Origin of the sequence: Alteromonas sp. NFXS44 (assembly GCF_040148705.1) — a bacterium.
Taxonomy (GTDB): Bacteria; Pseudomonadota; Gammaproteobacteria; order Enterobacterales; family Alteromonadaceae; genus Alteromonas.
This window is the reverse complement of record NZ_JAGDEA010000012.1, coordinates 1080415-1104823: the sequence shown is the minus strand read 5'-3', so window position 1 is coordinate 1104823 and position 24409 is coordinate 1080415. Positions and strand designations below refer to the sequence as shown.

The 24409-nt window shown below is 47.0% G+C and carries 24 protein-coding genes; 18 read left to right on the top strand and 6 right to left on the bottom strand.

All coding sequences use genetic code 11. The features are described 5' to 3' along the window. Window positions 1–309 precede the first annotated feature (309 nt). The 3 genes from J3369_RS21850 to J3369_RS21840 are packed head-to-tail and all read left to right on the top strand — an operon-like array spanning window position 310 to window position 2000. Window positions 310–981 carry a class I SAM-dependent methyltransferase gene (locus tag J3369_RS21850; protein ID WP_349591017.1) on the top strand — a complete coding sequence of 224 codons (672 nt, stop codon included), beginning with the start codon at window positions 310–312 and terminating at the stop codon, window positions 979–981. Between the two features lie 27 nt (window positions 982–1008). Next, window positions 1009–1512, top strand: a complete 504-nt coding sequence (yihI, locus tag J3369_RS21845; protein ID WP_349591014.1) for a Der GTPase-activating protein YihI — start codon at window positions 1009–1011, stop codon at window positions 1510–1512. A gap of 14 nt (window positions 1513–1526) precedes the next feature. Continuing rightward, on the top strand, window positions 1527–2000 hold the full coding sequence (locus J3369_RS21840; RefSeq protein WP_303572557.1) for a DUF2489 domain-containing protein: 474 nt from the start codon (window positions 1527–1529) through the stop codon (window positions 1998–2000). Window positions 2001–2049: 49 nt separating this feature from the next. Here J3369_RS21840 and J3369_RS21835 read toward each other — a convergent pair whose 3' ends face one another. Next, window positions 2050–2640, bottom strand: coding sequence for a DNA-3-methyladenine glycosylase I (locus J3369_RS21835; protein WP_349591011.1), 591 nt, complete (start codon window positions 2638–2640; stop codon window positions 2050–2052). A gap of 119 nt (window positions 2641–2759) precedes the next feature. Between J3369_RS21835 and glyQ the strand changes: the two genes are divergently transcribed. From glyQ to J3369_RS21820, 3 genes are all read left to right on the top strand, one after another. Then, on the top strand, window positions 2760–3665 hold the full coding sequence (gene glyQ, locus J3369_RS21830; protein WP_303572555.1) for a glycine--tRNA ligase subunit alpha: 906 nt from the start codon (window positions 2760–2762) through the stop codon (window positions 3663–3665). 2 nt (window positions 3666–3667) lie between these two features. After that, complete coding sequence (gene glyS, locus J3369_RS21825; RefSeq protein WP_349591008.1) at window positions 3668–5740, top strand: glycine--tRNA ligase subunit beta; 2073 nt, start codon at window positions 3668–3670, stop codon at window positions 5738–5740. A 65-nt stretch (window positions 5741–5805) separates the two neighbouring features. Beyond that, window positions 5806–6249, top strand: a complete 444-nt coding sequence (locus J3369_RS21820; protein ID WP_349591005.1) for a hypothetical protein — start codon at window positions 5806–5808, stop codon at window positions 6247–6249. A gap of 54 nt (window positions 6250–6303) precedes the next feature. On the opposite strand, the gene J3369_RS21815 is transcribed toward J3369_RS21820, so the two are convergent. The 5 genes from J3369_RS21815 to dnaA all read right to left on the bottom strand — a co-directional run bounded on the left by J3369_RS21815 (window position 6304) and on the right by dnaA (window position 13459). Then, window positions 6304–6996: an HAD family hydrolase gene (locus J3369_RS21815; protein WP_349591003.1), complete on the bottom strand. Its 693-nt coding sequence runs from the start codon at window positions 6994–6996 to the stop codon at window positions 6304–6306. A gap of 166 nt (window positions 6997–7162) precedes the next feature. Then, window positions 7163–9583, bottom strand: a complete 2421-nt coding sequence (gene gyrB, locus J3369_RS21810) for a DNA topoisomerase (ATP-hydrolyzing) subunit B (RefSeq protein ID WP_349591001.1) — start codon at window positions 9581–9583, stop codon at window positions 7163–7165. A 10-nt stretch (window positions 9584–9593) separates the two neighbouring features. Continuing rightward, window positions 9594–10682 carry a DNA replication/repair protein RecF gene (recF, locus tag J3369_RS21805; RefSeq protein ID WP_303572551.1) on the bottom strand — a complete coding sequence of 363 codons (1089 nt, stop codon included), beginning with the start codon at window positions 10680–10682 and terminating at the stop codon, window positions 9594–9596. Window positions 10683–10751: 69 nt separating this feature from the next. After that, the gene (gene dnaN / locus J3369_RS21800) at window positions 10752–11855 is read right to left on the bottom strand and encodes a DNA polymerase III subunit beta (RefSeq protein WP_303572550.1); all 1104 of its coding nucleotides are present in this window, start codon (window positions 11853–11855) and stop codon (window positions 10752–10754) included. A 32-nt stretch (window positions 11856–11887) separates the two neighbouring features. Next, window positions 11888–13459, bottom strand: a complete 1572-nt coding sequence (gene dnaA / locus J3369_RS21795; RefSeq protein WP_349590998.1) for a chromosomal replication initiator protein DnaA — start codon at window positions 13457–13459, stop codon at window positions 11888–11890. 617 nt (window positions 13460–14076) lie between these two features. Here dnaA and rpmH point away from each other — a divergent pair. From rpmH to J3369_RS21735, 12 genes are all read left to right on the top strand, one after another. Further along, a complete protein-coding gene (gene rpmH, locus J3369_RS21790) occupies window positions 14077–14211 on the top strand; it encodes a 50S ribosomal protein L34 (protein ID WP_014290886.1) in 135 nt (44 codons plus the stop codon). Window positions 14212–14226: 15 nt separating this feature from the next. Continuing rightward, the gene (gene rnpA, locus J3369_RS21785) at window positions 14227–14583 is read left to right on the top strand and encodes a ribonuclease P protein component (RefSeq protein ID WP_119503225.1); all 357 of its coding nucleotides are present in this window, start codon (window positions 14227–14229) and stop codon (window positions 14581–14583) included. Then, entirely contained in the window at window positions 14571–14819 is a 249-nt protein-coding gene (yidD, locus tag J3369_RS21780; protein ID WP_119503569.1) for a membrane protein insertion efficiency factor YidD, read from the top strand. The genes rnpA and yidD overlap by 13 nt, the downstream gene beginning before the upstream one ends. Before the next feature lie 10 nt (window positions 14820–14829). Continuing rightward, a complete protein-coding gene (yidC, locus tag J3369_RS21775; RefSeq protein WP_349590994.1) occupies window positions 14830–16494 on the top strand; it encodes a membrane protein insertase YidC in 1665 nt (554 codons plus the stop codon). A gap of 58 nt (window positions 16495–16552) precedes the next feature. After that, window positions 16553–17035, top strand: a complete 483-nt coding sequence (locus tag J3369_RS21770; protein WP_303572547.1) for a YajQ family cyclic di-GMP-binding protein — start codon at window positions 16553–16555, stop codon at window positions 17033–17035. Window position 17036: 1 nt separating this feature from the next. After that, entirely contained in the window at window positions 17037–18425 is a 1389-nt protein-coding gene (gene mnmE, locus J3369_RS21765; protein WP_349590991.1) for a tRNA uridine-5-carboxymethylaminomethyl(34) synthesis GTPase MnmE, read from the top strand. Window positions 18426–18427: 2 nt separating this feature from the next. Further along, complete coding sequence (gene mioC / locus J3369_RS21760) at window positions 18428–18862, top strand: FMN-binding protein MioC (RefSeq protein ID WP_119503221.1); 435 nt, start codon at window positions 18428–18430, stop codon at window positions 18860–18862. Window positions 18863–18868: 6 nt separating this feature from the next. Next, a complete protein-coding gene (locus J3369_RS21755; protein ID WP_349590988.1) occupies window positions 18869–19531 on the top strand; it encodes a DnaT-like ssDNA-binding domain-containing protein in 663 nt (220 codons plus the stop codon). Window positions 19532–19536: 5 nt separating this feature from the next. Next, a complete protein-coding gene (locus J3369_RS21750; RefSeq protein WP_119503219.1) occupies window positions 19537–20355 on the top strand; it encodes an ATP-binding protein in 819 nt (272 codons plus the stop codon). A 650-nt stretch (window positions 20356–21005) separates the two neighbouring features. Next, window positions 21006–22907, top strand: a complete 1902-nt coding sequence (gene mnmG / locus J3369_RS21745) for a tRNA uridine-5-carboxymethylaminomethyl(34) synthesis enzyme MnmG (RefSeq protein WP_349590985.1) — start codon at window positions 21006–21008, stop codon at window positions 22905–22907. A gap of 35 nt (window positions 22908–22942) precedes the next feature. Further along, window positions 22943–23545: a 16S rRNA (guanine(527)-N(7))-methyltransferase RsmG gene (gene rsmG / locus J3369_RS21740; RefSeq protein WP_349591124.1), complete on the top strand. Its 603-nt coding sequence runs from the start codon at window positions 22943–22945 to the stop codon at window positions 23543–23545. Between the two features lie 10 nt (window positions 23546–23555). After that, on the top strand, window positions 23556–24347 hold the full coding sequence (locus J3369_RS21735; protein WP_349590983.1) for a ParA family protein: 792 nt from the start codon (window positions 23556–23558) through the stop codon (window positions 24345–24347). Window positions 24348–24409: the final 62 nt, after the last annotated feature.

The following is a 24409-nucleotide window of genomic DNA, read 5'->3' as shown; positions in this document are numbered from 1 at the left end:
CCTTGTTTTTTGAAATATGTTCTGTAGTATACAACTTCAAGTTTGGTGCTTTGCCTGAAAGCGCACCAGCTATACAACAATAATAAAAAGCAACAGTATAGGATTTTGGATAAAGTGTCAGGAAGACCTTGAACAATAATTCCAGCTCTGTGAAAAATAAGAATAAGGGGAGCACACCCTTGCACTTAGTGCAAATACGGGAGAGGTGTCATCAGACACTGATAAACGAGGTGATGGTTTAGGCCATCACCTTTTTTTCTTTCCGTCGCCTGTTACACTTCACAGATAGCATTTATCCTTTTTAATCCGATGCCAAAACTTACCTGCCCTCTTTGCCAGCATTCAGACATTCAGTTTTATCACGAAGATAAACGTCGACAGTTTCATCAGTGTCTGCGGTGTGATCTGGTATTTGCTGACGGACGCTTTCTGCCCTCCGCAGAAAGAGAAAAGCAGGAATATGATCTCCATGAAAACAACGCTGAAGATGAGGGCTACCGTCGATTTTTACAGCGAGCGATGGCGCCTGTAACCGCCACGGTTACCCCGCCGGCAAAGGGACTGGATTTCGGATGCGGGCCGGCTCCGGTGCTCGCCGGTATGTTAAGCGAATCGGGTTATCATATGTCGGTATACGACCCTTTTTATGCTGATGACAGCACTGCCCTTGAAACATCCGGGTACTATGATTTTATTACCTGTACGGAAGCCATAGAACATTTCCATACGCCGCACCGTGAGATTTCATTGTTAACCCGGTTATTAGCCGTTAACGGTGTGCTTGTCATTATGACCAAGCGTGTTGAAAGCGCATTGAAATTTGCCAGCTGGCATTACAAAAATGACCTCACCCACGTATCATTTTTCTCTGATCAAACCTTCGCCTTTATTGGTAAACAATATGGGTATGACGTCACTCTTTATAGCAAAGACGTTGTTTTGTTGAAGAAGCATTCACAGATACCTGGTATAATCCGGTAATTAGTTTTTATTAGCAGGAGACACACTATGTCGTCCCGTTCGAAGAAGACCAGAAAAATTGGTCGCATTGGTGTCCGTAAAGATCCGGACTTCCGGAAAAAGAAGCCCGCCGGCTCAGAGAATTCCTCAAAAACAAACAAACATAAAGGTAATCCAGCCGGGAGCCGTAATGTTGTTGAGTCAAAACCGGAGCAAACGAAGGCGGTACGGGTAAACAAAGATCCACGTCATGGCAGTAAAAAACCAGTGCAATTGATTAAAGCACCGGTTGCCCGTGCTGCAGTGAAAAAATATGCAACTCCGGCTGATGAACTGGCAGCACTGGAAGCAGATAACCGTTTATCTGATTTACTGGATAAACTGGATGAAGGACAAACGATTTCAAAAGCTGAACAACAATACGTTGATGACAAAATGGCACGACATCGTATCCTGTGTGATCTGCTGGGTATTGCTGAAAGCGACGATGAAGATGATGACGATCCGATGGACAGTCTCGATGCCATGAGTATGGACGAATTTAAAGACTAAAGGTGTCAGGTTTTATGTGGTTAACCATTGCTATCATTGCCGGTTTAGTCATTATTCTCGGCCTCGGTTTTTACGCAGGCCGTTTGCTTTTCATGCTTAAACAACAAAATGAGCGGCATAAAGCGGCCCGCGACGGACGGATAGAAAACATTACAGAAAGCATTATTGTCATCAGCAAAGCGATGCAGCAACAACAATGTGAGTTATCTGAAGGTGCTATCCGGATCACGAAGCTGTTAAACGCTTTACCACTGGAAACCCCGCCTGATTACCGCTCTGAGTTTCCTCACATTCATGCTTTGTACGTGGAAATCAGTGGCTTTGCTATTTTGGAAGAGCGCAAGCAGCTTCCGTTAAAAGAGCGTAAGAAGCAGGATGATGCACGGGAGCAAATTGAATCTGAATACGAATCCCGCGTTCTCAGGGAACTGGATGCGATAAGAAGCTGGAGTGAAAGCCTCAGCCAACGTACTTCAGCATCGAAATAACTGACAACTCTCAGCGGCCGTATTTAACACGGCCGCAGCCTTGCAACGGCTAACGCCTCGCCTCCTCGCAACAAGCCTGGTAACAATGACAGGTGACCGTATGGTCGTTTACCATTCCCACCGCCTGCATGTAAGCATAGCAAATCGTTTCTCCGACAAATTTAAAACCAGCTTTTTTCAGTGTCTTTGCCATCAGTGCGGACTCTGCTGAACTTACCGGAGCATCTTTATAGTTCTGCCAGCTGTTAATAATGGTTTTATGGTCAGTGAACTGCCAGATGTAATCTCTGAATGACATATTCTCTGTAATGGCCAGATATGCCTTTGCGTTCGCAATGATGCCTTTGATTTTTAGTCTGTTGCGGATGATACCGGGTTCCTGCATCAGACGTTCAACATCCTGCTCCCCCATTTGCGCTATTTTTTCCGGATCAAACTGATGAAACAGTGTTTCGTAATTTTTTTGCTTTTTCAGAATGGTGATCCAGGACAATCCGGCCTGCTGTCCATCAAGACAAAGCTTCGCAAACAGTGAAACATCGTCCATTTCCGGCCGCCCCCAGTGCGTGTCATGATAAAGCTTATACTCCTCATCATCTGATACCCAGCCGCAACGGTTAACATCAAGTGGCACTGTCATGGCGTTTCTCCTTTTAATTACGCGCTTTTTAGTCAGTTTTCGCTGTTTCAGCCTACATTCATCAGCTTACAAATTGTATACTACTCCACCTTTACATTGGTCAGTTATAAGCAGCAAACATGCAGAAATACGATATTAAAACCTTTCAGGGTTTGATCCTCGCACTGCAGGATTACTGGGCACGCCAGGGTTGCGTGATTATCCAGCCTCTGGATATGGAAGTAGGTGCAGGTACATTTCATCCGATGACATTCCTGCGTTCTTTAGGTCCGGAGCCTATCAGCAGTGCTTATGTACAACCTTGCCGCCGTCCTACAGACGGCCGTTATGGCGAAAACCCCAATCGTCTGCAGCACTATTATCAGTTTCAGGTCATGCTGAAGCCGTCTCCTGATAATATTCAGGAGCTATATCTGGGCTCACTAAAAGAGCTGGGCTTTGATCCGCTGGTACATGATATCCGTTTCGTAGAAGATAACTGGGAATCCCCTACCCTGGGTGCATGGGGTCTGGGCTGGGAAGTCTGGTTAAACGGCATGGAAGTGACTCAGTTCACTTACTTCCAGCAAGTGGGTGGTCTGGAGTGCAAACCGGTTACCGGTGAAATCACCTACGGTCTGGAACGTCTCGCGATGTACGTTCAGGGCGTGGACAGTATCTACGATTTAGTCTGGACTGACGGTCCGATGGGCAAAGTAACTTACGGCGATGTATTCCACCAGAACGAAGTGGAACAGTCAGCCTATAACTTCGAATACGCCAACGTAGACTTCCTGTTCAAGACTTTCGATGAATGTGAAGCAGCCAGCCAGTTACTGATTGAAAAAAATCTGCCATTGCCCGCCTACGAGCAGGTAATGAAGGCGTCGCACGCATTTAACTTGCTCGACGCCCGTCACGCCATCTCAGTGACTGAAAGACAGCGTTATATTTTACGTGTCCGGACGCTGGCAAAAGCTTGTGCTGAGAGCTACTACCAGGCCCGCGAGGCCCTCGGCTTCCCATTGTGTAATAAGGAGCAGTAATCGTGCGCACTGAAAATCTTTTGGTAGAAATTGGTACAGAAGAATTGCCACCGAAAGCCCTTAAATCATTGGGTGAGAGTTTTGCTGCTAATCTACAGGCAGCACTGGATAACGCAGAACTGGCCTACTCAGGCATTCACTGGTTTGCATCTCCCCGTCGTCTGGCAGTATCTGTATCTGATCTTGCCGGGTCGCAGGAAGATAAAGTGGTAGAAAAGCGTGGTCCTGCCGTGTCAGCAGCATTCGACGCCGACGGCAATCCGACTAAAGCGGCCATGGGCTGGGCACGGGGCAACGGCATTGAAGTTGCTGATGCAGAGCGTATGGTCACGGATAAAGGCGAGTGGTTGTTGTACCGCGCCAGTGTCGAAGGTCAAGGCATCGGTGAACTCATTGAAGGTCTGGTGAATCAGGCCATCAGTAAGCTACCTATACCTAAAGCGATGCGCTGGGGAAGTTCAACAACTCAGTTTATCCGTCCGGTACACACAGTTACTGCTTTGTACGGCGCCGAACTGTTACCTCTAACTGTATTAGGTAAAGCCAGTAGTCGCGTAGTTCAGGGCCACCGCTTCCATGGTGAAGCTACGTTTGAACTTGACCATGCTGATAGCTACGCTGCAGCCATGAAGTCTCACTACGTTATAGCAGATTTTTCTGAGCGTGCTGAGTACATCCGTAACGAACTGGAAAAGGCCGCTGATACTCTTGGCCTGAAAGCTGATTACGATGAAAGTCTGCTGGAAGAAATCGCCTCCCTCGTTGAATGGCCGGTAGTCATGCAGGCATCTTTTGAAGCGTCTTTCCTGGAAGTGCCTAAAGAAGCACTAATCTACACCATGAAAGACGATCAAAAGTATGTACCTCTGTTATCAGCAGAGGGTGCGCTGGATAACCGTTTCCTGTTTGTCAGTAATATTGAATCTCAGGATCCTGTTCAGGTTATTTCCGGAAACGAAAAGGTTATCCGCCCCCGACTTGCTGACGCGGAATTCTTCTTCAACACTGATAAGAAGTCCTCGCTGGAGAGTCGTCTTGGCAGTCTTGAAACCGTGTTATTCCAGAAACAACTGGGTACGCTTAAAGATAAATCTGACCGCATCTCTGCGTTGTCAGCGTTTATCGCAGAGCAGACAGGTGATGATACTGAAGCTGCTGCGCGTGCCGGTTTACTGGCCAAAACGGATTTAATGACTCAGATGGTCATGGAGTTTCCGGACGTACAGGGCGTCATGGGTAAGTACTACGCTATCAATGATGGTGAAGCCCCTCTTGTAGCTGACGCATTGTATGAACAATATATGCCCCGCTTTGCCGGCGATGAATTACCTGTATCCGGTGTCAGCGCAGCAGTATCTCTTGCAGATAAGCTGGATACACTGGTGGGTATTTTTGGTATCGGTCAGTTACCTAAAGGTGATAAGGACCCCTTCGCACTTCGCCGCGCAGCAATTGGCGTACTACGTATCATCACTGAAAAGGACTTAGCACTGGATCTTGAAACTCTGGTGGCTAAATCTGTTGAAGTGTATGGCGATAAGCTTACCAATGCAGACACCGAAACGCAGGTCGTTGATTTCGTACTTGGACGCTTTGTTGCCCTGTTACAGGACCAGGGTGTGAGTATTGATGTTATTCAGGCCGTTGCAGCCCGTCGCCCTACCCGTCCTGCAGACTACGCAGCACGTGTTCAGGCGGTAGCCGCGTTTAAGGAACGGGAAGAGGCAGAAGCACTTGCAGCAGGCAATAAACGTGTTGCGAACATTCTCGCCAAGCAGGAAGGTAATGTTGCAGGGTCTGTAGATACCGCACTACTTCAGGAAGATGCTGAAAAGGCACTGTACGAAGCGCTGAAAGGTGTTCAGGCTGAAGTGAAAGCTGGTGTTGCTTTACAGGACTATAATGCTGTGCTGAGCGCTCTGGCGACTCTCAGGGAAGCCGTTGATAACTTCTTTGATACTGTCATGGTAATGGCTGAAGATGAATCCGTACGGAACAACCGGCTGGCCTTGTTGTCTGTATTAAGACAGCAGTTCCTTGAAACCGCTGATATTTCGTTACTGACTAAGCAGTAACTGGTATCGCCTTATTAACGATGCCCGGCTACATCAATGTCGGGCATTTTTTTAGTGGAGTCACAGTGAATAAAAAGTTCGCTTTTTTATTAGTGTTTGTCTTCCTTTCCGGGTGTAGCAGCCGGAGCGTAGTCAGTTTACCCGGCATCATGGAACCGCCGGAAATTAAGTTTGAGAACCTTTATCTGCGTGGTGTTTTTAACTGGTGGGAAGCCAATGCCAAATATCAGTTAAAGGAAGGTTCACAAGGCTGGTACGTAGATGTTGATTTGATTGCTGATGGTCAACCCTATGACTTCCGTTTATCTGACGGTTTCTGGACGCCGGATCAGACTTGTGGTGCCCGCTACAAAGGTCAGGTTGTCATGGTGCAGTCTTCGATTTATATGATCTGCGGCACCGAATCTGAAAACCTGCAGTTCACACCCGAGAAAACCGGTGTGTATCGCTTTACCTTTACCCCTGCCAGTGGCGGTGAGGTCATGCTGCTGGTTACACCGAAAGCGTAAACAAGAACGGCTTCATAACGAAGCCGTTTTTTTATCCCTTACTCTTACCCTTAATTACAGCCACTCCGCCACTCTGATTTTCTCCCCGGCGAGTTGCTCTGCCCGACCTTTTAACTTTTCAGAGGGATTGATAAGCGTAATGCTTTTTGTGCATTTATCCATAACAGGCATATCAGACAAGCTGTCTGTATAACCGTGCACCCATTGTTCAAAACATTCTTTTTTCTGTGTTGCCATCGTCAGTTTATTTTTGCCAAAGCAGTATTCTGAAGTAAACAGACCATAGAATGCATATGTGATACGCGAGCCGATGATCCTGTCAAAAGGAATGCGGCATTGCCGTGCGATATATCTTGCCAGCCAGGATGGGGCTCCGGTAATGATAACAATGCTGTAGCCTTCCCTTTGTCTTTTTACTATCTCCTCCAATGCACTATCATAAATCAGTACATCCTGCTTTTCAGATAGTTGCTGATAGTATTCACTCAATCTTAATTTGAGATCCTTACCCGTCACGCCCAACGTAGCCAACCAGCATACGAGGTGCAACGACATCAATCTGGTTTTTCTGAACGCAAATAGAATAAGCAGCAACGGGAATAAAAGAATAAACAGAACAATCTTCCTTTTAGATGCGCATATCAGATACCGGTAAAACAAATATCCGGAATCACCATTGAACAGCGTTTTATCGAAGTCAAAGACGACGGTTTTTCTCTTTGCCTGACTACTATCAAGTAGCTTCAAATTCTGCTCCATCAGTATCTCAGTGCTTCCTGTTCTGGTTATGACTCATTATTACCGGACCGCGTCTAACAGTGTGCATCCACTAACCTTTTTAAATGCACACGGCATTTTATATTCGAAATAAAAAAGGGTGACTTACGCCACCCTTGTTCTGATTATTATTAATCTATACGTCGAGGTTTTCTACCTTCAGTGCATTCTGCTCGATGAATGCTCTGCGTGGCTCTACCTGGTCTCCCATCAATGTTGTGAACAACTGGTCACAAGCGATGGCGTCTTCAACGGTAACCTGAAGCATACGGCGGCTAGCCGGGTCCATCGTTGTTTCCCACAACTGATCAGGGTTCATTTCACCCAGCCCTTTATAACGCTGAATATACTGGCCGCGCTTAGCTTCACCCATCAGCCATTCGAGAGCATCTTTGAATGACCCTACCGGCTGTTTCTTCTCACCACGCTGAATGAATGCTGAGTCATTCATCATGTCGTTGATGGATTCATTCAGGTCACGAATTTTCGCGTACTCGGTAGAATCGATGAACTCCTGGTTCAGTTTGTAGAAGTAGTCGATACCGTGCATACGCATGGTTATCTGAATATAGAATTCGCTACCTTCTTCTTCTGGCAGGATGTCGTAACGATACGTTGCACCATCGTTCTCTTTTTCATTGAGGCTGTTTACGAAGCTTTCAGCAACGGCGCTAAGCGTTGACTCGCTCTTCAGATCTTCGTGTCTCAATGTTGGAGAATATATTAAACGGTACAGAATCGCCGCTGGCATGAGACGGTGAAGACGCTTGATCATCTTTTCTACGGACTGGTATTGCTTCACAAGATTCTCAAGAGCTACACCGGAAATGCCCAGAGCATCTTCACTGGTAAACAGTGCTGAACCATCAATAGCGATATTTGTCAGGTAGTTTGTCAGTGCATCTTCGTCTTTCAGATACTGTTCCTGCTTACCCTTTTTCACTTTATAAAGTGGTGGTTGAGCAATATAGACGTATCCACGTTCGATGATTTCAGGCATCTGACGATAGAAGAATGTAAGCAGCAACGTACGGATGTGCGATCCATCTACGTCCGCATCGGTCATGATAATGATGCTGTGATAACGCAGTTTCTCGGGATCGTATTCGTCACGACCGATACCGCAACCTAAAGCAGTAATAAGGGTTGCAACTTCCTGAGAAGACAGCATTTTGTCGAAACGGGCTTTTTCTACGTTCAGGATTTTACCTTTCAACGGCAGAATAGCCTGATTTTTTCTGTTACGACCCTGCTTGGCGGAACCACCTGCAGAGTCACCCTCTACTATATACAGTTCAGATAGCGCGGGATCTTTTTCCTGACAATCAGCCAGTTTACCGGGAAGACCAGCCAGGTCCAACGCACCTTTACGACGCGTCATTTCACGAGCCCTGCGAGCGGCTTCGCGAGCCCGTGCTGCATCGATAATTTTAGAAGCAATGATTTTACTTTCGTTGGGGTTCTCGAGCAGGAAGTCGGCCAGTTTTTCGTTCATCGTAGACTCAACAGCGTTCTTCACTTCTGAAGAAACCAGTTTGTCTTTCGTCTGTGAAGAGAACTTAGGGTCAGGTACTTTAACAGAGACAACAGCCGTCAAACCTTCACGGGCATCATCACCACTGGCATTAGTCTTAGCCTTTTTATTCAGGCCTTCTTTTTCCATGTAGTTGTTCAGTGTACGGGTAAGCGCACCACGGAAACCGGCTAAGTGTGTACCACCGTCACGCTGTGGAATGTTGTTAGTAAAGCAGAATATGCTCTCCTGGAAGCCATCGTTCCATTGCATTGCGACTTCCACAGAAATGCCATCTTCACGTTCAGTGCTGAAGTGGAAAACTTTCTGGTGTACCGGAGTCTTATTTTGGTTGAGGTATTTTACGAATGCCTGAATACCACCTTCGTACATGAAGTGGTCTTCTTTACCGTCACGCTCATCTTTAAGGCGAATGGATACACCTGAGTTCAGGAATGACAGTTCACGTAAACGTTTAGCCAAAATTTCATAGTGGAATAAGGTATCGGTGAAGGTATCGGAACTTGGCCAGAAACGTACAGAAGTACCGGTTTTGTCCGTATCGCCGGTTACTGCCAGCGGTTCCTGTGGAACGCCATGTTTATATTCCTGTTCATGAACTTTACCTTCACGACGAATTTTCAATTTCAGTTTGCTGGATAACGCGTTTACAACCGAAACACCTACTCCATGAAGACCGCCCGATACTTTATATGAGTTGTCGTCAAATTTACCGCCGGCGTGCAGTACCGTCATGATGACTTCCGCCGCTGATACACCTTCTTCCGGGTGCATGGCAGTAGGAATACCACGACCATTATCTGAAACAGATACTGAACCGTCAGAGTGAATTTGAATCACAATTTCAGAGCAATAGCCTGCCAGCGCCTCGTCGATAGAGTTATCTACAACCTCAAATACCATGTGGTGCAAACCGGTTCCATCGTCTGTATCACCAATATACATACCCGGGCGTTTACGTACGGCATCCAATCCTTTCAGGACTTTAATACTGGACGAGTCGTAGTTGTTTTGCTCTGACATAGTCTAACCTTTACTCCTCGTTCACGTGGCCATGTTCCACGTGAAACATTTTTTTGTCTTTATATTTGCTTATAAACTCAAGTTGTTCACGCTCTATAGCAGTCACAAAAAGCTGCGTGTCCATCGCGACTAACCCGTCTATAAATCGCTCTCGCTTATCTAAATCAAGTTCAGCTCCAACATCATCAAGTAAAAAAATACTACGTCTTGATGTTTCCTGTTGGAACAATGTTGTCTGTGACAACTGTAATGCAGCGACAGCCATTCTAAGTTGCCCTCTTGAAAGAACTTCCTGCGCCGCAGAACCATCCACCTTAAATCGTAAGTCTGATTTGTGTGGCCCTGAAGTTGTGTAACCTACCTTTGTATCGTAGTCACGTTTTCGCGTCAGGCTTTCGATCAAAGAAGCATCTTTATCCCACCCCTTATAATACGAGATTTCGAGAGAAAACTCAGGTAGAAATTCACTACAAATAGCATTAAATATTGGCTGTAACCGCCCTATGTAGTCTTTTCTCTTCTCACTAAGGTGTTCCCCTACGGTTTGGAATTGTTGCTCCCAATAAGCGTTCTCGGGCGCACTCAGATTTGCTTGTCTCTTAAGTAACGTATTGCGTGTTTTTAGCAATTTTTGGAATGTTTGAAACAGCAAATTGAATTCATGTTCCACGTGGAACAATCCCCAATCAATGAAACGACGGCGTTCTCCGGGTGAACCAATAATGAGGTCAGTACTCTGAGGCGTGAATAACTGAACCGGTATAAGACTAACTAAGTCAGCGAGACGGTGTGAATGGTTGCCGTTTATTGAACAAACAAATTGCTCATGCCTGCTACGCTGCAATCCGATGTTTTTTACGTTGCCATCATCCCCCGCACAGCGGGAGAAAATGCTGAAACGGTCTGCATCATGATGAATAGCAGACTCATGCTTGTTTGTACGAAATGAACGCCCATAACCAAGATAATAAAGCGCTTCAATAAGAGATGACTTGCCACTGCCATTTTTACCACTTATCAGCGTTAAAGAACGGGACGGGATAAACGAAGCGTTTTGAATATTTCGGAAATCAGTCAGCTGGACTTTGTCCAGTTTCATAGGCGTTGCCCGGGGGAAGTATAAAACAGAGAGACGAAAGCAAAGCTTTCGCCCCTGCTAAAAGATGGTCTACAGACGCATCGGCATGATGACATATAACGCAGCATCATCACCGGCATTTTGGATAAGAGCACTGGAATTAGAATCAGATAAAGTTAGCTGCACTTCTTCTGTCGTTAGAGCATTAAGAACATCAATTAAGTAAGCGACATTAAAACCAATTTCTAAATCGTCGCCTTCATAGTTCACATCGACAATTTCTTCCGCTTCTTCCTGCTCAGGGTTGTTAGCCGTGATTTTAAGCTCACCACTGGAAAGATTGAGTCTTACACCGCGGAACTTCTCGTTCGATAAAATTGCAGCACGGGAAAACGCATCTTTTAATACTGCCTTACTGGCAAGAATAGTTTTATCCCCGTCTTTAGGTAACACACGACGGTAATCAGGGAACCGCCCGTCAACCAGTTTACTGGTAAAAATAAAATCGGAAGAGAAAAGACGAATATGGTTAGCACCTATTTGTACTTTAATAGACTTTTCGTCATCTCCGATTAAGCGGGAAATTTCCAACACACCTTTACGGGGAATGATCACCTGACGCGCCGGTAGTGATGCACTTTTATAATCCAGCCTGCATAAAGCAAGGCGGTGACCATCGGTAGCGACGGTACGGATAATATGTTCCTCGGTTTCCAGTGACATACCGTTTAAATAATAACGCACATCCTGTTGTGCCATGGAGAAATGGGTGCTGTTGATCAGACGTTTGATGTCAGCTGAAGAAAGCTCAAACTCAACTTCACCTTCCCAGTCTTCAAGATTTGGATAATCGCTGGCAGACAATGTAGATAAGGTGTAGCGACCACGCCCAGCACGGATAAGCGCTTTGCTTCCATCGAGGCTGAACTGAATATCGGTACCGTCAGCAATACCACGGCAGATATCAAATAACTTCTTAGCGGGGACTGTTATTTCACCTTCTTCGTACTCGCCTTCAAGACGGGTACTGGCGATGAGTTCTACCTCGAGATCCGTTCCGGTTAGCCAGAGTGCATCCTCACTAACTTTAATAAGTACGTTAGAAAGAATAGGTAATGTGTGTCTTCTTTCTACTGCACCGGAAACTAACTGTAACGGTTGAAGAAACTTTTCTCGACTGATGGTAAATTTCATTGATTTACTTTCCTGCCTGGAATGTCAAAGATTTATGAGGACAAGGTTCTTATCAGGTTTTTATAGTCCTCTTTTATATCATGACTTTCCTCTCTAAGCTGCTCTATTTTTCGGCAAGCGTGCAGAACCGTAGTGTGGTCTCTTCCTCCGAAAGCGTTACCCAATTCAGGTAAACTGTGATTGGTCAATTCCTTAGCAAGCGCCATAGCTACCTGCCTCGGTCTTGCCACACTGCGGCTTCGACGCTTAGAGAGAATGTCAGCAACCTTAATCTTATAATAATCTGCGACAGTTTTCTGGATGTTATCCACTGTAACGAGTTTTTCCTGTAAAGCTAACAGGTCACGTAAGGCTTCACGGACGAAATCGATAGTAATAGGCCGACCAGTAAAATTCGCATTAGCGATGACACGATTAAGTGCGCCTTCCAGCTCACGCACATTTGAACGTAATCGCTTGGCAATAAAGAATGCCACTTCATCGGGCAGATGAATTTTATTTTCTGCCGCTTTACGCATGAGAATGGCCACCCTGGTTTCAAGTTCAGGGGGTTCTATCGCTATGGTCAGGCCCCAGCCAAACCGGGATTTGAGGCGATCCTCTACCCCGTCAATCTCTTTAGGGTAACGGTCTGAAGTCAGTATGATTTGCTGATTCCCTTCAAGCAATGCATTGAAGGTATGGAAAAACTCTTCCTGCGAACGCTCTTTATTCGCAAAAAATTGAATATCATCGATGAGCAAGGCATCTACCGAGCGGTAAAACCGCTTAAAATCTTCAATAGCATTATTCTGAAGTGCTTTTACCATGTCCTGTACAAAGCGCTCTGAATGCATATATACAATCTTAGCACCCGGCCGGTTTGCAATAATGCCATTACCTACTGCGTGCAATAAGTGGGTTTTACCCAAACCGGTACCACCGTATATAAACAACGGATTGTAGGAACCACCCGGGTTGTTGGCAACCTGAGTCGCAGCCGCTCTGGCCAGCTGGTTTGACTTACCCTCAACAAAATTATCAAACTGATAGGTCGGATTAATATTGCTTTTGTGCTTCATCGCTTCGGGAATGGGAATAACTGCTGGCCCACGTCCGGCTGGTATATTAGTCCCCGTCTGCTGATGAACAGGTTCAGGTTCGCGATATGCACCGGCACCGGAACTGGCTTTGGTGATGTTCGGAGCAGGCAGGTTGTCATTTTGCTGTTCATGCGGAACATGCGCGGGGGCATTCACCTCAGGCCGGCCCATTCCTGTCCTAGCTGATGAAAATTGTGCAGGAGGTTGAGAACGGCTGAAAGTGCCGGATTGAAACGGAGCAGGAGCCGGTCGACCTGACGGGATGCCGCTGGCAGGTCGGCCAGTACGGGTAGCAACATCTAAATGAAGTTGTGGTGAATCCTGACCACAAAACTCGGTGAACAGCTCTGTGATTTTATCTCTGTACTTATCTCTTACCCAGTCCAGAACAAAACGGTTCGGGGCAAATAACGTCAGAACGTCAGCATCTTCCTGAGCAGTAAGCGGACGTATCCACATACTATATTGTTGGGTCGGCAATTCCTGGCGTAGGCGCTCGAGGCACATATTCCACAGAGACATAATAATGTAGGCTCCAAAAGCTGCTGCAGACACCAGTAAGACAAAAAACGGCGAAGAGAATACGTATTCCTGATTGAGAAAAAGGAAAAGCAATAGTTATTCTGGGTAACAGCGGTGTATGTTGTATTCTAATTGTGATCGCTGTGGATTATCTGATCTTCTGTGGGTAAAGTAAATCACGATCTGACTCGATCTTCCGGATCCAAATATTAACCCATTGAAAATTAAATTTTATTTTATTTCATTATATCTCTATCACAGATAAGCGCTAAAACACTGTACGCTTGATCAGGCTGTGAGATCCGGGTAAAAAAACCATGATCTTTACCGATCATCTATTGACTTGTGGATAAAATTATATTTGCAGACAATTTATTCACAGCAAAATTATGATGGTTTGAAATCTTTCCGCAAAGCTGAACAAAATTTCTGCACTATTTTATAAAAAATATGCAGTATAAAGGCGTTTTGGATTGACATCAGGTGCTGGGATCTCTAGAATTCAGCGTCCTTTTTGGATGAGCGGCGTAACATGCTTATCAACGGACACAATGTTTTGTTGGTAAGACTGCTATTTTGCAAGTCTGATATTTAACTAGAAAAGTGAGACTTTGGTCATGAAAAGAACATTTCAACCGAGCAACTTAAAGCGCAAGCGTTCTCACGGTTTTCGTGCTCGTATGGCGACTAAAAATGGTCGTAAAGTACTAGCAGCTCGCCGTGCTAAAGGTCGCGCTCGCCTTTCTGCTTAAGAGTACTACCCAAAAGTGGGTGAAAATAATTTTTCCAGGGAGTTACGTCTGTTAACTCCCTCCCACTTTACCCATGTGTTTAATGACGCAACTCCTGCTGTATCCCCTGCTTTTACCTTACTTGCCCGCAAAAACGAATTAGCACATGCCCGTGTCGGGATTACTATTGCTAAGAAACGCGTGCGAAAAGCCCATGACCGCAACAGACTGAAACGTATCATCAGAGAAAGTTTTCGTCACCGTCGTCACGCACTGCCTGCAGTCGACATTATTGTGGTTGGCAAATCCGGCGCAGATAAACTCACCAATGACGAAATATTTTCTATGTTGGATAAGCAATGGAAAAAGTTAGCAAAACGCTGCGCAAAATAACCATCGCTCTTCCTCTGCTACTGGTTAAATGCTATCAGTGGTTCATTTCGCCGGTTTTGGGACAACGGTGCAGATTTCACCCGACTTGCTCATATTATGCAATTGAAGCATTAAATTCGCATGGATTGCTAATTGGCGGTTGGTTATCGATTAAACGCATATTAAAATGCCACCCTTTCAATCCGGGCGGAAACGACCCCGTGCCGGAATCACGGAATAATAAACACTCAGAATAAAGAGACCTCTATGGAATCGCAACGTAGTTTTCTGTTAATCGGCCTTGCCCTTGTGAGCTTCTTACTATGGCAGCAATGGCAACAAGATTATGGCCCGCAACCTGTTCAGCCCGCCGCATCTGAACAAACTAGCACGAATGCCGGTAGTAACGGTGTACCGTCCTCTCTGCCAGGCAACGATGATGTGCCGGTTGCTTCTCAGGACGACGTGCCCGGCATGGTACAGGAAGCTAAGCCTGAATCTGCACGTACAGTTCACGTACTTACTGACACGCTGGATCTGAAAATTGATTTAGTCGGCGGTGACGTAGTTAAAGCGAATCTGGTGAAATTTCCGTTAACTCAGGAATCATCAGAAAACTACAGCCTGCTGCGCCCTCAGGATGGTTTGTATATAGCACAAAGCGGTCTGGTTGGTCGTGATGGTCCTGACGGAAACCGTTCAGGTCGTCCGCGTTATGATGCCTCACAACAAGAATTTGTCATGCAGGGCGATACCTTGTCAGTGCCTCTTACATGGCAAAATGCAGATGGCGTGAAAATTACCAAAACCTTTAATTTTACTAAAGGCAGCCACGACATCGCCCTGACCTATACCATCGAGAACAACTCAGGTAATACGACAACTTACCAGCAGTATGCGCAGCTTAAACAAACTACACAGGTACCTGATGGCGGAAACATGTTCATGCCAACTTACCGTGGTGCAGCATACGGTAGCGAGGAAGATCGTTATGAGAAGTACACGTTCGACGACATTGAAGATAAAAATCTGAAAGTGTCTACGGAAGCCGGATGGGTCGGTATGCTCGAACACTACTTTGTTTCAGCCTGGATTCCGCCTGCTTCTCAGGTGAATAACCTTTACACCAAACTGGTTCAGAATCAGTACGCCATAATTGGTTTCACCGGTACACCGGTAAATGTAGCCAGTGGTGAAAATGCGACAATCGGTGCAGAGCTTTATCTGGGTCCCAAAGATCAGGACAACCTCGCGCAGCTGGCAAATGGACTGGACCTGACAGTCGACTACGGCATTTTATGGTGGTTATCACAGCCATTATTCGCTCTGCTTCAATTCCTGCACAGTCTGGTGGGTAACTGGGGTGTCGCCATTATTCTCATCACTGTTATCGTTAAGGGTGCTATGTATCCGCTGACGAAGAAACAGTATGAATCCATGGCCCGCATGCGAAATCTTGCGCCTAAGATGCAGCAACTGAAAGATCGCTTTGGTGATGATCGTCAGAAAATGTCTCAGGCGATGATGGAATTATATCGCAAAGAAAAAGTAAACCCGATGGGCGGTTGTCTGCCAATCATCCTGCAGATGCCAATTTTCCTGGCACTTTACTGGGTATTACTGGAAAGTGTTGAATTACGTCATGCAGATTTCTTCCTGTGGATCACAGACCTTTCTGTGAAGGACCCGTATTTCGTGCTGCCGGTACTGACCGGTGCGAGTATGTGGTTACTGCAAAAGCTGCAACCCACAACCGTAACCGACCCTATGCAACAGAAGATCATGCAGTTCATGCCAGTGGCCATGAGTGTGTTCTTCCTGTGGTTCCCGGCCGGTCTGGTACTTTACTGGTTGGTCAGTAATATAATCACCCTCATCCAGGCAAAACTGATTTATGCCGCAATGGAAAAGAAAGGGCTAAAATCTAAGTAACTATCCCGTCATTATCAGCCCGCAATAGCGGGTTGATTCATCTAAGAGAGGTCAAACAATGCCATCTTTCGACATCGTATCTGAAATCAATATCGAAGAAGTCCGTAATGCAACGGAAAACACCCAGCGGGAACTGGCTACCCGTTTTGATTTTCGCGGCGTAGAAGCCAGCATCGAATTTAAAGAAAAAGCCGTGACCATGAAAGCTGAGGGTGAATTTCAGGTTCAGCAGCTTGAGTCAATGTTCCGCAACGCCTGCTCCAAACGCAATCTGGATACCAGTATTCTGGATTTAAAAGATTACGATCACCGCGGCAAAACGGTGACCCAGGTCATTACTTTCAAAGAAGGTATCGAGCAGGATACTGCCAAGAAAATTGTAAAGCTTATCAAAGACAATAAAATCAAAGTGCAGACAGCCATCCAGGGCGATCAACTGCGGGTCACCGGTAAGAAGCGTGATGACTTACAGCAGGTTATTGCACTGGTGCGCAGCTCCGATTTAGGACAGCCGTTCCAATTTAAGAATATGAAAGACTGATATGCACCCTATTGCCTCCTCACAAGATACCATCGTCGCACAAGCTACAGCCCCCGGCCGTGGCGGTGTGGGTATTGTGCGTGTATCAGGGCCCGCAGCAATGGAAATTGCGCAGGCACTGGTACCTGTCACACTGGCTCCGCGCTCAGCGACTTATACGCCTTTTCATAATCAACAGGGCGATGTGATCGATCAGGGAATAGCACTTTATTTTAAAGGGCCGAATTCCTTTACCGGTGAGGATGTGCTTGAACTCCAGGGCCATGGCGGACAAATCGTCATGGATATGCTCATTGATGCTATCCTGGCCTGCGGGAACGTACGCCTCGCAAGGCCCGGGGAATTCAGTGAACAGGCATTCTTAAATGATAAGCTGGATCTCGCTCAGGCCGAAGCCATAGCAGATTTAATTGATGCCAGCTCCAAACAGGCAGCGAAAAGTGCTCTGCGCTCATTGCAGGGAGAGTTCTCCCGCACAATAACCGCTTTGTCTGAGCAAATCATTCATCTTCGCATGTATGTAGAAGCGGCTATCGACTTTCCTGATGAAGAAATCGATTTTCTGTCAGATGGCAAAGTCGCCGGCGATCTGGCTGATATTGTTGAGTCTCTTGCAGAGGTACAGCAAAAGGCCAGACAAGGCTCGCTTTTAAGAGAAGGTATGCAGGTGGTTATTGCCGGTCGTCCGAACGCAGGCAAATCCAGCTTACTGAATGCGCTGGCGGGTCGTGAAAGCGCCATCGTGACAGACATCGCCGGTACTACCCGTGATGTCTTAAAAGAACATATCGACATTAACGGCATGCCGGTGCATATCATCGATACAGCCGGCTTACGGGAAAGTCCGGATAAAGTTGAGCAGATCGGTATTGAGCGTGCGTGGAAAGCGATTGCAGAAGCAGACCGCGTGTTATTTGTCGTCGACAGTACAGACACCGCTGTAATCGACCCTTACGAGATCTGGCCTGAGTTCATGGCACGACTGCCTGAAAACATACCCACGACAGTAATCCGCAATAAGGCCGATTTATCAGCAGAGACTGTGGGCATTCAGCAGCTCACCACACAACATGGCAACGTCAGCGTGATCGGCCTGTCTGCCAGCACCGGTGAAGGTGTGGAATTACTGCGTCAGCACCTTGCCGATACCATGGGTCTGGACACCACCACAGAAGGACAGTTCATTGCCCGCCGCCGTCACCTTGACGCACTGGCGCAGGCAGCAGAACATGTGGGTAACGGCCAGCAACAATTGCTCTCACATCTGGCCGGAGAATTACTGGCCGAAGAGTTACGTCTTGCTCATCAGGCACTCACTGAAATTACCGGTGAATTCACTTCAGACGACTTACTGGGTCGTATTTTTTCTTCATTTTGTATCGGTAAATAACTATGTCTAAACATCTGTCAATCATCGTCGGTTCTGTACTGGGTGCATCTGAATACGTTGCTGAAGCCCTGGAGCAGGTAGCGCAGTCTGCCGGATTCACTACCACACTGCAGTTCGAGCCGGATCTGGATGCACTGGAAAAAAAGGGGTCATGGTTAATTTGTACCTCAACACATGGAGCCGGCGAGCTTCCACAGAATATTCAGCCTTTTGCGAAGGCTCTGGAAGAAACCGATCTGAGTGGTATTGACGCCTGGGTAGTCGGGCTGGGCGACAGCAGCTATGACACCTTCTGTTATGGTGCCATGGAAATGGAAAAGCGCTTAACTGACGCCGGTGCAACGTTAACCGCGCCGCCTTTGCATATTGATGTACTTAACCATCCTATCCCTGAAGATGTAGCGGTAGAATGGTTTGAACAACAAGTTAAGCAATAACGTTTTATGTTTACCGAAGCAGAATATCACGCCCTCACCTCGCCGCTCTCTAACGACAGCAGAGTGTTATATTGCCTCGGTCTGAAGCCGACAGCCGATCTGAACGCCGCCCGTTCAGATGTCCTCAATTATAAGTTTCTTATCACCCTGTTAAACGGCAACGATCAGCAGGAAGACGCCTATACCCGTGGCCAGCAAATCAATACGCTGCTCAGTGAACTGGATCAGGCCGGCCTTATCGCCCTGGAGGGAGAGGCAACCTTTGAGACCTCACTGAGCGGCCAGCACGTGTTGTTGCCACTGTGTCGTCACGCACAGGATGACTTCACCCATCTTCACAGACAATACACAGCAATCCACGGACGCTGGCGTCCTGATCCTGCGCTGTTTGAAGAAATGGCAAACCTTATCGGGCTTATCGATCGTGACTTCGGTGATGAAGATATCGGTGAATTTGTATCCTACTGGCTGGGCCGGCCGGATGCTGTTTTCAGCCACTTCCAGTGGACACAGAAATTTGCTTATGCCATCAAGAGAAAACGGATGACGACCGGCCATACCACAACCAAAAAAGTGGGAAGTCAGAGTGTACCCGTTGCAGCAGGCATAGAAGCAGACGATAATGCCAGAAAGCTGGTGGAAAAATACGCCTCACAAAAGAAGAGCTGAATGTCATGCAATCGTTAAAAGATAAGCTTAATCAGTTGGCCCGCGCCATGGGAAAACCGGAAGTTAAAGACGGTTTTACAGAATACGAAACGCTCAGAAAAGAGTATGAGCGTAAGGCGAATGAGGAAGTCCGCCAGTTACAGCAGGACAGTAAAAAACAACGCATTACAGATCTGCACGGCCGCTCTGATCTGAATCCCCGCTGGACCTTCGCAAACCTGATTGAAGACAGTGAAGACGTGATTGAAGCGGTAAGCATCGCCCAGTCATTTATTGCTGCGCACAGTGACAGAGAGTGGCGTCAGGCCGGTTCTCACATGATGTTATTCTACGGTGACTATGGCCGCGGAAAATCACACATCGCCGGGGCTATTGCCCACGAACTCATTGAGCAGTACGAGATAACGGTGTTATACCGCCAGTTGTCCACACTGATGGAAATGCGTCATTTCTCATTCGATTTCGGTTCACAGGATAATATAGGTCAGCGCTTCCGCGAAGCCCACCAGGAATTGCTGGATGTGGATTTGCTGATCCTTGATGAAGTCTGTGTGAATGAAAGTATGCTCAAGAAAAACCAGCAAAGCTGGCTCGGTAATCTGCTCAGACAGCGCCTGGTGAATAAGAAAAACTGTATTTTGATCACCAACCACAATCTGACAGAACTCGAACTGGCATTAGGTAAGTACTGTTTTGAGTCTATTAAAGAGTATGACACCTATAAGGTGCGTTTTTCCGGCCCCAGCCGCCGTGATGGTCTGGTTAATGATGAACAGCCTTCTGAGACGCAGCAGACGCGTTATCAGCCTAATCAGGTACGTTGAACAAAATAATTTGCATGAAATAAATAAAAACCGGCGTCTGATATGCCGGTTTTTTTTGATCTTCGGTACTTGCGACATTTATTTACGTAAACAATTTTGGATCGGAAAGAGCGATCATGTGGAAAAGATCTAATCACAGGGAGATCGCCCGATCAGGCCGCGAAAACACTGCGATCATGCGATCACAATGTGATCGTTCTCGACAACTTATCCCCAGTGCGATCACATCTTGATCACCCTTGTGGATAGGATCCCCTGAACCTTTGTGCATAAGCTCTGATCGTGAAATGCATAAGTTTTTTGCAGAATGCACCTGTGGATAATATGGCTGGTTATGCACATGATCAGGGGGTACTTATGATCCCCTCTGTACCACAGTTATCATTCGTGTAAGATCATGATCTCATGATCAAAAAGTGACTTACTAACAGATCTTCGCGATCCTAATAAATATAAAAATAAAGATCTTAAAAGAGATCTTAAGATCTATAAGGCAAACAGCCAGGCAAAAAACAAAAGCAGATTGAAGAAAATTTAGCCATTTCCATTAGCTAATAAGTCAGCTAAAATACGCGCCCTTTTTCTGGCAGAACGTATAATGTCAGAACAAACCAATTTAATTACATTCCCCGTGTTATGTGAGGTTCAACATGTTTTATCAGGACGCATTTGATGTCATCGTGGTTGGCGGTGGACATGCCGGTACAGAAGCTGCACTGGCATCTGCTCGCATGGGCGCAAAAACATTATTGCTGACCCATAACATGGAAACGATCGGACAGATGTCCTGTAACCCGGCCATCGGCGGGATCGGAAAAGGCCATCTGGTAAGAGAAATCGATGCACTGGGCGGTGCAATGGCACTGGCTATTGATCAGGGCGGGATCCAGTTCCGGACGCTGAACTCCAGTAAAGGGCCTGCAGTACGTGCAACCCGCGCACAGGCTGACCGCAACCTGTATCGTCAGGCGATCCGTCAAACGGTGGAGAACCAGCCAAACCTGTCTGTTTTCCAGCAGTCCTGTGATGACCTGATCGTCGAGAACGATCGCGTTGCTGGTGTAGTGACGCAAATGGGCCTCAAATTCAAAGCACAGAGCGTTGTGCTGACTGTTGGCACCTTCCTGGGTGGCACCATTCACATTGGCCTTGAAAACTATCGTGGTGGCCGTGCAGGCGATCCGCCTTCCATTGCTCTGGCTGAACGTTTACGTGATCTCCCGTTCAGGGTTGATCGCCTGAAAACCGGTACCCCTGCCCGTCTTGACGCCCGTACACTGGATTTCAGTGTGATGCAGGCGCAGCTTGGGGATACGCCTACGCCGGTCTTTTCCTTCATGGGTAACCGTGAAATGCATCCTGAGCAGATCAGCTGCTACATCACGCATACCAACGAGAAGACCCATGATATTATTCGTGGCGGCCTGGATCGTTCGCCTATGTTTACCGGGGTCATCGAAGGTGTTGGCCCGCGTTACTGCCCGAGCATTGAAGATAAGATCACGCGATTTGCTGACAAAAATTCGCATCAGATCTTTGTTGAACCGGAAGGGTTGAACAGCATTGAGGTATATCCAAACGGTATTTCCACCAGTCTGCCTTTCGACGTGCAGCAAGCGCTCATCCACTCAATCCGTGGCTTCGAGAACGCACACATCATTCGTCCGGGATACGCCATTGAGTATGATTTCTTTGATCCGCGGGATCTGAAACAAACACTGGAAACAAAATTTATCGGCGGTCTGTTCTTTGCGGGGCAGATCAACGGTACGACGGGGTACGAAGAAGCCGGTGCCCAGGGATTACTTGCCGGTGCTAACGCGGCACTGCAGGTTCAGCAGAAAGATCCGCTCATCCTGCGTCGCGATCAGGCGTACATGGGCGTGTTGGTTGACGATCTGGCGACCATGGGTACCAAAGAACCATACCGCATGTTCACCAGCCGCGCGGAATACCGTTTGCTGCTGCGTGAAGACAATGCCGATTATCGTCTTACTGCACTTGGCCGTGAAGCGGGTCTGGTAGACGATGCTCGCTGGCAGGCATTCAATATCAAGATGGAAGCGGTTGAGCAGGAATTGCAGCGTTTGCGCGGCCAGTGGGTTCATCCTGACCATGCTGCAGTACAGGAACTCAATCCGCTGCTGAAAAATCCGGTGAGTCGTGAGCACTCCTACGAAGAACTGATCCGTCGTCCGGAAATGACCTACAATGCATTGATGGCCATCGAAGGCATTGGTCCGGGGATTGCCGATCCGATTGCCGCTGAGCAGGTCGAAATTCAAATCAAGTACGCAGGTTACATTGTCCGTCAGCTGGACGAAATCGCAAAAACGCAGCGTCATGAAAATACCTTGCTGCCAATGGACTTCGATTACAGTAAAATATCCGGCCTCTCTAACGAAGTGGTCGCCAAGCTGACAGAAGCCCGTCCGGAAACGATTGGCAAGGCATCACGTATCTCGGGTATTACCCCAGCCGCAATCTCGCTCCTTCTGGTGTACCTGAAGAAGCACGGCATGTTACGTAAACAGGAATTAAAAACCGCGTGAGCAGAATCGACACCGCAAAACTCAATGATATTCTGATGCAGGGCAGTGAATCTCTGTCTCTGACACTGTCTGAACAGCAGGCTGAAAAGCTGGTTGGCTATGTTGAGCGCATTGATAAGTGGAACAAAGCTTATAACCTTACTTCTGTACGTGAACCAGAGCAGATGATGGTTAAGCATATTCTTGATTCTATTGCTGTTGCACCGTTCATTGACGGCAAAACCATCATCGATGTTGGCACGGGTCCGGGTCTGCCCGGGATCCCGTTATCGGTGATGTTGCCGGATTCTTCGTTCACCCTGCTAGATAGTTTGGGCAAACGGGTCCGTTTTATGAAACAATGCGCATTCGAACTCGGTTTGAATAATGTCACTCCCGTCCATAGTCGTGTGGAAGACCATAAGCCTGATCAACCATACGATATCGTATTAAGCCGCGCATTTGCGTCCCTGAAAGATATGTTGCACTGGTGCGAGCATCTGGTAGATTCATCTGGAGTCTTTGTTGCTCTTAAAGGTCAGTTTCCTCAGAGCGAAATAGACGAAGTAAGTGATCACTTCCGAATCGAGTCCGTAAAGGCGTTGTCAGTCCCGGATCTTGAGGGCGAGCGTCATTTGGTCAATATTCGAAAAGTCTAACGGGTGCACAGTGGCGAAGGTAATCGCAATAGCGAATCAGAAAGGTGGTGTGGGTAAAACCACGACGGCAGTGAACGTAGCGGCATCCATGGCTGCAACCAAGCGTAAGGTGCTGTTGATTGATTTAGATCCTCAGGGCAATGCCACCATGGCCAGCGGCGTCGACAAGTACGAAGCGGAAGCAACCACTTTTGAACTGCTGATCGAAGAAAAGCCAATTGATGACGTTATCATCAAAAACACGTCGGCCAAGTATGATCTTATTGCGGCGAATGGCGATGTGACTGCTGCAGAAATTAAGCTGATGGAAATGTTCGCCCGCGAAGTGCGTCTGCGAAATGCACTGCAGCCGGTGAAAGACTATTACGATTTTGTTTTTATCGACTGTCCGCCATCACTCAATCAGCTCACGGTAAACGCACTGGCGGCTGCTGATTCCGTGCTGGTGCCAATGCAGTGTGAATATTACGCTCTGGAAGGTTTAACTGCGCTGATGGATACCATCCAGAAGCTCGCTTCCGTAGTCAATCCGGAACTGAAAATTGAGGGCGTGTTGCGCACCATGTACGATCCCCGCAACCGTCTGGCAAATGATGTATCTGAACAGCTTAAGCGTCACTTCGGTGAACAGGTATACCGCACAGTCATTCCACGCAACGTTCGCCTCGCAGAAGCACCCAGTTTCAGTATGCCGGCCATGTACTACGACAAGTCTTCTTCCGGCGCGAAAGCCTATCTTGCGCTTGCTGGTGAAATCCTGCGTCGTCGCGAAAAGACATTACAGCCCGCAAAAGTCAGTTAATCTGGTAAACTAACAAAAATTAATACACTGTCAGTCTTAATCGCTTGAGTCATTGAGGAAAA